This window comes from Tabrizicola sp. (assembly GCF_041911175.1).
Classification (GTDB): Bacteria; Pseudomonadota; Alphaproteobacteria; order Rhodobacterales; family Rhodobacteraceae; genus Tabrizicola.
Genome location: NZ_JAYRPN010000003.1, coordinates 1 through 10106, shown reverse-complemented (window position 1 = coordinate 10106; position 10106 = coordinate 1). Strand labels below are relative to the sequence as shown.

Genomic DNA, 10106 nt, shown 5'->3' with positions numbered 1-10106 from the left:
CGCTGGTCGCCCGGCCGGGCCGGCTGTTCGAGACGCTGGCCCCCCTGCCGCTGGCCGCCCTGCGCCTGGCGCCCGACGTGGTCGACCGGCTCTTGCGGCTGGGTCTGCGCCAGGTGGGCGACATCATGGGCCTTCCCCGCGCCACGCTCGCCCGCCGCTTCGGGGCCGACACGCTGCGGCGGCTGGACCAGGCGCTGGGGATGGAGCCGGAGCCCGTCAGCCCCGTCCGCCCGCCGGTGCATTTCGCGGTGCGGCTGACCCTGCCCGATCCCATCGGGTTGCGCTCGGACGTCGAGGCGGCGATCGACCGCCTGCTGCCGCCTTTCTGCGACAAGCTGAAGGCACAGGGCCGGGGGGCGCGACGGGTGCTGTTCCAGGGGTTCCGGGCCGATGGCGGGGTGGCTTCGGTCGAGATCGGCCTTGCCCGCGCCGCCAACAGCCCCGACCGCATCCGCCCGCTTCTGCACCTGAAGCTTGACCAGATCGACGCAGGCTACGGCATCGACTGCCTGCGGCTGGAAGCGCTGGCCACCGAAGCCTTCAGCGCCGTTCAGCATCGCGGCCAGCTGGATGTGACGGCCCAGGCGCTGGCCCAGGCCGGGCGGGTGACGGCGGATTCGGCGCAAGCACTGGAAGACCTGATCGGCCGTCTCGGCGCGCGGCTGGGGGACGAGGCGGTGCTGCGCCTGCATCCGGCCGACAGCCATGTGCCCGCGAAATCCGCCAAGCTGCTGATGGCCGCCTGGAGCCAGCCGCACGACGGGCCCTGGCCCGCCGCCTCCGGCCCGCGCCCGCTGGTGATGTTCCGCCCCGAGCCGGTCGAGGCACCCGAGACCCGCGACCTGCCCGCCCGCTTCCGCTGGCGCAAGCGCGCGTTTGCCGTGCGGATGGCGGCGGGGCCGGAACGGCTGCAACCGGAATGGTGGTTCGCCGACCCCGACTGGCGCAGCGGCATCCGCGACTACTGGCGGGTCGAGACCGAGACGGGCGAAAGGCTCTGGCTGTTCTACGGGCAGGGCGGGGCGGTGACCGACCAGTGGTATTGCGAGGGGGTCTTCACCTGATGCGGGCGCCGGAGTTCTCGCAAACTCCGAACCGGAGCCTTTGAAGGCTCCGATACGATTTCTTCGAAGAAATCGTTGCCCGCTGAATGCTTGCGAGATCGCCGCATCCGTGGGAACCATCAGCCATGAAATCCAGGACCCGCATCTCGGTGCACCAGACCCAGCGCATGGCGCTGACCACCGGGCTTGCCACCTCGATCCGCATCCTGCGCGCCGATGCGGCGGGGCTCAGCCGCTACCTGGAGGAAGCGGCGGCAGAAAACCCGCAGATCATCCTGACGAAGCCCCAGGTGCAGGAATGGCTGCCGCGCTGGAAATCCGCCTTCGGCTTCGATGGCGAGCGGCCCGAGCAGGCGGCGGCGGGGCCGAGCCTCGTCTCCCATGTCCTGGGGATGATCGAGGGGCTGCGGCTCAATCCGGGCGAGGCCCGCATCGCGATGGCCCTGGCCGAGGCGCTGGAACCCTCCGGCTGGATCGGGCGCCCGCCGGTGGCGATTGCCGCAGAGCTGGGCGTCGGCGTGCCAGCGGTGGAAAGCGTGCTGCACCGCCTGCAACGACAGGCCGAACCCACCGGGCTTTTCGCCCGCAACCTGGCCGACTGCCTGCGCCTGCAGGCCGAGGAAGCGGGCGAACTCGACAAGCCGATGCTGGCGCTCCTGGCCCGGCTCGACCTGCTGGCCAGGGGCGAGATCGACCGCATCGCGCGCGAGGCCGGGCTGGATGTGGCCGACCTGCGCCAGGCCTTCGGGCGGCTGCGCAGCTACGATCCGAAACCCGGCGCGGGCTTCGAGGTCAGCGCCGCCCCGGTGCGCGAACCCGATCTCATCGCCGAGAAGGGCGCGGCGGGCTGGATCGTCTCGCTGAACCGCTCGGCGCTGCCCTCGGTCACGGTCGCCGAGGGCCGGGCGAAGGGCCGGGCCGAGGCGCGCGCGCTGATCAGGATGATCGAGGGGCGGAATGCCACGCTCCTGTCGGTCGGGCAGGACATCCTGACCCGCCAGACCGCCGCGCTGGAAGGTGGCCTTGGCGCGCTGGTGCCGATGACGATGGCCGAGGTGGCGCAGGCGCTTGGCCTGCACGAGGGCACGATCAGCCGGGTGGTCGCGGGCACCGCGGTGGATACCCCGCGCGGCACCTGGTGGCTGCGGGCGCTTTTCACCCAGGCCGCGCGCGAAGGTGGCCCGGCGGCAGGCGCCCTGCGTGACCGGCTGGCGAAACTGGTCGCCGACGAAGACCCCGACCATCCGCTTTCCGACGATGCGCTGGCGGCGGCTTTGGCCGAGGGTGGCGCTTCGATTGCCCGGCGCACCGTCGCGAAATACCGCACCATGCTGAACCTGCCCCCCGCCCATCGGCGCAGGCGGCGGCACTGATGTCGCTTCCGGGGCTGACAGCGGCCTGAACCTGTTCTAGCTGGCGGGAAGCGAAGTGGGCCGGGGGCGACAATGGCGATCTTTCTGGGTGTCGATACCGGGGGCACCTACACCGATGCGGTGATCCTGGACGAGGCGGCGAATGCCGTCCTTGGCAAGGCCAAGGCGCTGACCTCGCGGCACGATCTGGCGGTGGGGATCGGCGAGGCGGTCGATGCCGCCATCGCGGCGGCGGGGGTCGGGGCGGCGGATGTGGCGCTGGTGTCGCTCTCCACGACGCTCGCCACCAATGCGCTGGTCGAGGGCCAGGGCGCCCGCGTGGCGCTGGTCTTCATCGGCTTCGACGACGCCGACCTGGGCCGCAGCGGGTTGACCGAGGCCTTGAAGGGCGACCCGGTGGTCAAGCTGCCCGGCGGCCATACCCATGCCGGGAACGAGGTCGCGGCGCTGGACCTTGACCTGCTGGAACTGCTGATCCGCGAGCTGGGCGACGAGGTCTCGGGCTTTGCCGTCGCGTCGCAATTCGCCACCCGCAACCCCGCGCATGAGATCGCCGCGCGCGACCTGATCCGCCGGGTGACGGGCCGCCCGGTAACCTGCTCGCACGAACTCTCGGCCAACCTGAACGGCCCGAAGCGCGCCCTGACGGCGGTGCTGAACGCGCGCCTGATCGGGATGATCGACCGGCTGGTCGCCGCCTGCGAGCGGCATCTGGTGCAGGTGGGCATCGACGCGCCGCTGATGGTGGTGCGCGGCGACGGCGCGCTGATTTCCGCCGCGATGGTGCGGGAGCGCCCGATCGAGACGATCCTGAGTGGCCCCGCCGCCAGCATCGTCGGCGCGCGCTGGCTGACCGGGGCCTCGGATGCGCTGGTCTCCGACATCGGCGGGACGACGACCGACGTGGCGCTTTTGCGCGGCGGCCTGCCCGAGATCGACCCGCAGGGGGCGCGCGTCGGCGGCTTCCGCACGATGGTCGAGGCAGTGGCGATGCGTACCACCGGCCTTGGCGGCGACAGCGAGGTGCATCTGGTGACCGAAGGGCTGAAGGGCGGCCTCCGCCTTGGCCCGCGCCGCCTGATGCCTGTTTCGCTTCTGGCCGTCGACCACGGCCCGATGGTCCATGCCGCACTCGACCGCTGGCTGTCGTCCGACGCGGTGGGCGAGATGGACGGGCGCTTCGTGGTGCCGATGACCGGCCAGCGCGGCGGGTTGAACGCCCGCGAACTGGCGGTGCTGGACCGGATCACCAAACCGATGACGATGGCCGCCGCCCTGACCTCGCGGCTGGAGGTGGCGGCGCTGGAACGGCTGGTCGCGCGCGGGCTGGTGATGATGTCCGGCGTCACGCCCTCGGACGCCGCACATGTGCTGGGGCGGCTGGACACTTGGGACGGAGCGGCGGCGGAAAAGGCCCTGCGCCTGATCGCCAAGCGCCGCACTGGCGCGGGAGAACGCTTCGCCACCGGGCCGGAAATCTTCGCGCAAGGAGTGGTGGACCAGCTGACGCAACAGACGGTGGATTGCCTGCTGGAAGCCGCCTTCGGCGAGGACGACGCCTTCGCTGCCGAAACGCCGGAAACCCTCGCCCGCCACACGCTGACCAAGGCGGGTCTCGCCCGGCACAAGGGTGTGCTGGAAGTGGACGTGAAACTCGGCGTTCCGGTGATCGGCCTCGGCGCCTCGGCCCCGTCCTATTACGGCGCGGTGGGGGACCGGCTGCATTGCCAGACGATCCTGCCGGAGCATGCCGGGGTGGCCAACGCCATCGGCGCGGTGGCAGGCCAGGTCAGCCAGCGCGCGACCGGCACCGTGTCATCCCCCGCCGAGGGCCGCTACGTCGCGCATCTGGCCGACGGGCTGCAAAGCTTCTCCTCGCCCGAGGCCGCGCTCTCCGTCCTCGAAGCCGCCCTGGTCGCCGACGCCTCCTCCCGCGCGCGACAGGCCGGGGCGGTGGACCTGCGCGTCACGGTCGACCGCGAGGTGAACGAGGTCGAGATCGAAGGCCGCACGATGTTCATCGAAGCGCGAGTGACGGCAACCGCGTCGGGACGTCCGAGAGTGGCGCACTAGCACTGCTCCTCGTTCGACTTCGTCTTCTCGTCGCGGGGTCGTTCCCGACGAGAAGACGAAGTCGAACGAGGAGGCTCGGGCGCGCGGATTCACCCTTGACCTCCGCCCGCCCGCCCCTTAATCCGCCCGCCAGTGGCTAGGTAGCTCAGCTGGTTAGAGCGCGCGACTCATAATCGCGAGGTCGAGGGTTCGAGTCCCTCCCTCGCCACCACTTCCTCCACAACGAACCTGCACCGGGATGCCCGGATCCGACGGCCCGGGGCGACGGTGTCTTGGCCCCACTCAGCCCTTCGCCCAGGGCCCATGCGGCTGGTCCAGCCCGTCCAGTCGCTGGAACCCGTGCAGCCCGAAGAAATCGCGCTGGCCCTGGATCATGTTCGCCGTCCCCCGCGCGGTGCGCATCAGGTCGAACCAGGCCAGCCCCGCCGACAGGGTCGGCAGCCCGAGGCCATGCAGCGCCCCCGCCGCGACCACCCGGCGCAAGGCCGGAAGCGAGCGGCGCAGGTGATCGGCGAAGAACGGCGCCAGCATCAGGTTCCGCCCGGGGTCCTGCGACAAGGCGTCCGCCATGTCGTTCAGCATCGCCGACCGGATGATGCAGCCCGCCCGCCAGACCCGCGCCACCCGGGGCATGTCCAAGGCCCAGCCGAACTCGCCCGCCGCCGCCGTCATCATTGCGAAGCCTTGCGCATAGCACAGGATCTTCCCCGCGATCAGTGCCTGCTCCAGATCGTCCAGCGCAACCTGAACCCGCTCCGGCCCCGGCCCGTACAGCGCCTCGCCCGCCGCCCGCTCGCCCCGGCGGGAGGAGACGTTCCGCGCCATCACCGCCGCCTCGATCACCGGGATCGGCGTCCCGAGGTTCTGCGCCTCGATCGCCGTCCAGCGCCCGGTGCCCTTCTGCCCCGCCGCATCGACGATCATGTCCAGCAAAGGCCCGCCCTTGACCGGGTCCGCCGCCCCGGCCACCGCCGCCGAAATCTCCACCAGATAGGACCGCAGCACGCCTTCGTTCCAGCGCGCGAAGACCGGCGCGATTTCTGCGGCGCTCATCCCCAGCCCGTCGCGCATCACGCCATAGACCTCGGCGATCATCTGCATGTCGGCATATTCGATGCCGTTGTGCACCGCCTTGACGAAATGCCCGGCCCCCGCCTCGCCCATATGGTCGGCGCAAGGCGTGCCGTCCTCGGCCTGTGCCGCAATCGCCGTCAGCACCGGCGCGACCCGCGTCCAGTCCTCCGCCGTGCCGCCCGCCATGATCGCCGGACCGTGCCGCGCGCCTTCTTCCCCGCCCGAAACCCCGATCCCCATGAAGCGGAACGGCAACCCTGCCGCCGCGCGCCGGTTGGTGTCGTGGAAATTGGCGTTGCCCGCGTCGATCACCAGATCGTCCGGCTGAAGGAACGGCGCCAGCGCCGCCAGCATGTCGTCCACCGGCTTGCCCGCCGGAACCATCAGGATGATCGACCGGGGCGCGGCCATCGCCGCCACCAGCCCCTCCAGCGTCTGCGTCGGCACGATCCGCCCGGCGAGTGCACCCGCCCCGGCGATGAACTCGTCCGTGACCGACCCCGTCCGGTTCCAGACCGCGATCGGAAACCCCTTCTCGGCGATGTTCAGCGCCAGCGCGGCCCCCATCGTGCCCAGACCGATCAGCCCGATCCCCGGTTTCTGCATCGCGATTCCTCCCTCCACCCCCAAGCGGTGTTTGCGCAAACAGACTGCCGCGACACGCCGGGGTCAAGCCCAAAGCCGCCGGGCCGCAGGAGACGGAGCGACCCCGCGCGCTGTCCTCCCCCGGCCCGGCGAGGGTCGCTTCTGGCGCTGGCTGTGACGTCGCCGCGCGTGATAAGGGGGCGCATGACCTATCGCATCATGATCCAGGGCGCAGGCTCGAACGTCGGCAAGTCGCTGCTGGTCGCGGGCCTCTGCCGCCACTTCACAAGGCAGGGCCTGACCGTCCGCCCCTTCAAGCCGCAGAACATGTCGAACAATGCCGCCGTGGCGACCGGGGGCGAGATCGGCCGCGCCCAGGCCCTGCAGGCCCGCGCCAGCGGCGTTGCCCCCCATGTCGACATGAACCCCGTCCTCTTGAAGCCCGAGTCGGAAACCGGCGCGCAGGTGATCGTGCAGGGCCAGCGCCTGACGACGGTCAAGGCCCGCGACTATGCCGCGCTGAAACCGCAGCTGATGGCCCCGGTGCTGGACAGCTTCCACCGCCTGCAGGCGCAATCCGACCTCGTCATCGTCGAAGGCGCGGGCAGCCCGGCGGAAGTGAACCTCCGCGCAGGCGACATCGCCAACATGGGCTTTGCCCGCGAGGCCCGCGTGCCGGTGATCCTGACCGGAGACATCGACCGCGGCGGCGTCATCGCGCAGCTGGTCGGCACCCAGGCCGTGCTTGACCCCGAAGACGCCGCGATGATCCGGGGCTTCCTGATCAACAAGTTCCGCGGCGATCCCCGGCTTTTCGATGAAGGCTACCGCCTGATCGAACAGCACACCGGCTGGCCGGGCCTCGGCGTGGTCCCCTGGTTCCCGCACGCGCACCGCCTTCCCGCCGAAGACGCCGCCGACCTCGGGGGCACGCGGGGCAGCGGCAGCTTCCTCATCGCCGTCCCCCAGCTGAACCGCATCGCCAATTTCGACGACCTCGACCCCTTGGCGCAGGAACCGGGCGTCACGCTGAAGATCGTCAAGCCCGGCCAGCCCCTGCCGGTCGAGGCCGACCTGATCATCCTGCCGGGAAGCAAGGCCACCATCGCCGACCTCGCCCATTTCCGCGCCCAAGGCTGGGGCATCGACCTTGCCGCCGCCCTGCGAAGGGGCGCGCGGGTGCTGGGCCTCTGCGGCGGCTACCAGATGCTGGGGCGCGAAATCGCCGATCCCGAGGGCATCGAAGGCAGGCCCGGCTCCGTCCCCGGCCTCGGCCTTCTCGACCTCACCACCACGATGACCCCCGACAAGCGCGTCACCGAAACCGAAGCGATCCACCCCGCCTCGGGCACCCGCGTCACCGGCTACGAAATCCACCTCGGCGCGACCTACGGCCCGGACCGCGCCCGCCCGCTCTTTACCGTGAACGGCCAGCCCGAAGGCGCCATCCGCGCCGATGGCCGGGTGATGGGCAGCTACCTGCACGGCATGTTCGGCGAAGACCCCTTCCGCCGTGCCTTCCTCGCCAGCCTCGGCGCCACCCCCGGCAATGCCAGCTACGACCAGACCGTCGAGGAAACGCTGGACGCGCTGGCCGACCATCTCGCCGCCCATGTCGACTGCGAGGCGCTATTGCGGCTGGCGTAGGTCGGGCTTCAGCCCGACTCTCCGGCCAGGCAACCGCCGGACCCGGAGCCATCCGCAAAGCCCCAGCGAGCCAGCCTCTGGCCACTCAACCATTCATCTTTGCCCCAAATATCCCCGCCGGAGGCATCCCGGCCGTGGCCAGGCGCAAGCGCTCCCCCTTCCGCGCGACATATTCGCCGGGCGCCTCCCCTCCCCCACCGTGGGGAGGGGTCGGGGGTGGGGGGCCTGCCAACAGGCCTGCCGCCCGGTAGACGCCCACGCGCAACCCCCTGGAATCCCTAATATCCCCAAGCCCGCCAGCGTGGACATCACCCGCCCGCACATTCCGCGATCGTCCCGGCCAGCCCGCGCAGCAGCGCCGCATAGGCCCCTGGCCCCGGCTCCAGCGACGACCCCACCGGGTCGAGCGCCCCGCCGATCCTGACCCCGGTCCCCTCGGCCAGCTGCTCCAGCAAGGCCGGATCATGCTGCACTTCCGGGAACAGGCAGGTCACGCCTCCCGCCTCGATCTCGCCCCGCAACTCCACCAGCCGCGCCGCGCCGGGAGACGAGGCATCCCCCAGCGCGACGCTCCCCACGAAATCCAGCCCGTAGTGATCGCCGAAATAGCCGAAGGCGTCATGATAGGTCAGCAGCGCCCTGCCCTTAACCGGCGCCAACTTTCCCGCTATCTCGTCATCCAGCGCCGCCACCTGCTTCCCCGCCGCCGCCGCATTCGCCCGGTAGATCGCCGCATGCTCCGGGTCGAGCCGCGACAGCTCCCCCGCGATCAGCCCAAGCCAGACCTCGGCATTGTCCGGGGCCAGCCAGGCATGGGGATCGATCGGGCCATGATCATGCCCCTTCTCCCCCTGCTCGCCATACTCGCGCCGCAGCGTCCCCTCGGCCTCCAGAAGTGCCAGCGAGGCCGCCCCCTCGGGCCGCGTCTCCAGCGCCCCCGCCAGCCAGGGGGTCAGCTCCGGCCCGATCCAGACCACCAGCCCGGCATCGGCGACGGCCCCGGCCTGGCTGGGCCGCAATTGAAAGTCATGCTCGTCCGCGCCCTTGGCCAGCAGCAACTCCGGCGACCCCAGATCGCCCATCACCTGCGCGACCAGAGCCTGCACTGGCGGGATGTCGGTCACGACCGAGGGCACTTCGGCGACAGCGGGGGTGGCAGTCATGAAGAGAGTAATGATATAACGCATCAGTCTGGCCTTTTCCTTTGCGCCGATCTATTTATGTAATATCATAACACGTCAACCCCCCGTGATGCACCCATGCCCGACTGCACCCCTCCCGACCTTGCCTTCGCCGCCCACGACCACGCCCATTGCGCCCATGATGCGCTGGAACGGGCCGAGACGCTGACCAGGGCCAGCGGGGCGAGGCTGACCCCGGTCCGCCGCCGGGTGCTGGAGATCCTGCTGGAAGAGCACAAGGCGCTTGGCGCCTATGACGTGCTGTCGCGGCTGGCGACGGAAGGCTTCGGCAACCAGCCCCCGGTCGCCTATCGCGCGCTGGAATTTCTGGTGGAGCAAGGCCTTGCCCACCGCATCCAGCGCCTGAACGCCTTCACCGCCTGCGTCCATCCCGGCGAGGACCACGCCCCCGCCTTCCTGATCTGCCGCACCTGCCACATGGTCGCCGAAGCCGAAGCCAGCGCCGCCCGCGCCTCGCTGGAGGACGAAGCCGCCCGCGCCGGGTTCCAGGTCGAACGCTCGACCATCGAGGCGCTTGGCCTTTGCCCGAACTGCCGGGGAACCGCATGAGCCTGATCGCCGCCGACCACATCTGCGTCCGCTTCGGCGACGAGGAGGTGCTGCACGACATCAGCCTGAAGATCGACCCCGGCGAGATCGTCACCATCCTCGGCCCGAACGGGTCGGGCAAGTCCACCCTTTTGCGGGCGCTGCTCGGCATCGTCCCCGTGGCCGAAGGTAAGGTGACGCGGGCGCCCGGCCTTCGCATCGGCTATGTCCCCCAGAAGCTGACCATCGACCGCACCATGCCGATCACCGTGCGCCGCTTCCTGTCGCTGCCCACCCGTGTCAGCGATGCGCAGGCCGAAGAGGCGCTGGCGCGTGTCGGCATGGCGGGCCAGGGACAAGAGCAGATGACCACGCTCTCGGGCGGGCAGTTGCAGCGGGTGCTTCTGGCCCGCGCGCTTCTCGGGCAGCCGCAGCTTCTGATGCTGGACGAGCCGACCTCGGGCCTCGACCAGCCGGGCGAGGCGGCCTTCTACCGGCTGATCGAGGAGGTGAGGCGTGAAACCGGCGCGGCCGTCCTGATGATCAGCCATGACCTGCAT

Annotated in this window: 7 protein-coding genes, 1 tRNA gene and 1 pseudogene; 7 read left to right on the top strand and 2 right to left on the bottom strand. The window is 70.7% G+C overall.

What is annotated here, in order from left to right:
* From ACE3P6_RS00275 to ACE3P6_RS00260, 4 genes and pseudogenes are all read left to right on the top strand, one after another.
* A pseudogene (locus ACE3P6_RS00275) lies at window positions 1-1064 on the top strand (DNA polymerase Y family protein); the annotation flags it as partial.
* Window positions 1065-1189: 125 nt separating this feature from the next.
* Window positions 1190-2437: an RNA polymerase sigma-54 factor gene (locus ACE3P6_RS00270; protein ID WP_374390932.1), complete on the top strand. Its 1248-nt coding sequence runs from the start codon at window positions 1190-1192 to the stop codon at window positions 2435-2437.
* Window positions 2438-2509: 72 nt separating this feature from the next.
* Complete coding sequence (locus ACE3P6_RS00265; RefSeq protein WP_374390930.1) at window positions 2510-4510, top strand: hydantoinase/oxoprolinase N-terminal domain-containing protein; 2001 nt, start codon at window positions 2510-2512, stop codon at window positions 4508-4510.
* Window positions 4511-4644: 134 nt separating this feature from the next.
* Window positions 4645-4721: transfer RNA gene (locus ACE3P6_RS00260), tRNA-Met, on the top strand.
* 71 nt (window positions 4722-4792) lie between these two features.
* On the opposite strand, the gene gndA is transcribed toward ACE3P6_RS00260, so the two are convergent.
* Entirely contained in the window at window positions 4793-6190 is a 1398-nt protein-coding gene (gndA, locus tag ACE3P6_RS00255) for an NADP-dependent phosphogluconate dehydrogenase (RefSeq protein WP_374390928.1), read from the bottom strand.
* A 183-nt stretch (window positions 6191-6373) separates the two neighbouring features.
* Here gndA and ACE3P6_RS00250 point away from each other — a divergent pair, with 183 nt between their 5' ends.
* Window positions 6374-7816 carry a cobyric acid synthase gene (locus ACE3P6_RS00250; RefSeq protein ID WP_374390926.1) on the top strand — a complete coding sequence of 481 codons (1443 nt, stop codon included), beginning with the start codon at window positions 6374-6376 and terminating at the stop codon, window positions 7814-7816.
* A gap of 308 nt (window positions 7817-8124) precedes the next feature.
* Here ACE3P6_RS00250 and ACE3P6_RS00245 read toward each other — a convergent pair whose 3' ends face one another.
* Window positions 8125-9003, bottom strand: coding sequence for a zinc ABC transporter substrate-binding protein (locus ACE3P6_RS00245; protein WP_374390924.1), 879 nt, complete (start codon window positions 9001-9003; stop codon window positions 8125-8127).
* Between the two features lie 72 nt (window positions 9004-9075).
* On the opposite strand from ACE3P6_RS00245, the gene ACE3P6_RS00240 reads away from it, so the two are divergent.
* Together ACE3P6_RS00240 and ACE3P6_RS00235 are read left to right on the top strand one after the other, a co-directional pair.
* Window positions 9076-9567, top strand: coding sequence for a Fur family transcriptional regulator (locus tag ACE3P6_RS00240; protein WP_374390922.1), 492 nt, complete (start codon window positions 9076-9078; stop codon window positions 9565-9567).
* Window positions 9564-10106, top strand: a 543-nt coding sequence (locus ACE3P6_RS00235) for a metal ABC transporter ATP-binding protein (protein WP_374390920.1), incomplete at its 3' end; no start/stop codon positions are given. The genes ACE3P6_RS00240 and ACE3P6_RS00235, both read left to right, overlap by 4 nt.

What these genes read in the sequence shown, in the direction of transcription:
- ACE3P6_RS00265 (WP_374390930.1), top strand. Translation starts at nt 2,510, where the DNA reads ATGGCGATCTTTCTGGGTGTCGATACCGGGGGCACCTACACCGATGCG.
- gndA (WP_374390928.1), bottom strand. Translation starts at nt 6,190, where the DNA reads ATGCAGAAACCGGGGATCGGGCTGATCGGTCTGGGCACGATGGGGGCC.
- ACE3P6_RS00250 (WP_374390926.1), top strand. Translation starts at nt 6,374, where the DNA reads ATGACCTATCGCATCATGATCCAGGGCGCAGGCTCGAACGTCGGCAAG.
- ACE3P6_RS00245 (WP_374390924.1), bottom strand. Translation starts at nt 9,003, where the DNA reads ATGCGTTATATCATTACTCTCTTCATGACTGCCACCCCCGCTGTCGCC.
- ACE3P6_RS00270 (WP_374390932.1), top strand. Translation starts at nt 1,190, where the DNA reads ATGAAATCCAGGACCCGCATCTCGGTGCACCAGACCCAGCGCATGGCG.
- ACE3P6_RS00240 (WP_374390922.1), top strand. Translation starts at nt 9,076, where the DNA reads ATGCCCGACTGCACCCCTCCCGACCTTGCCTTCGCCGCCCACGACCAC.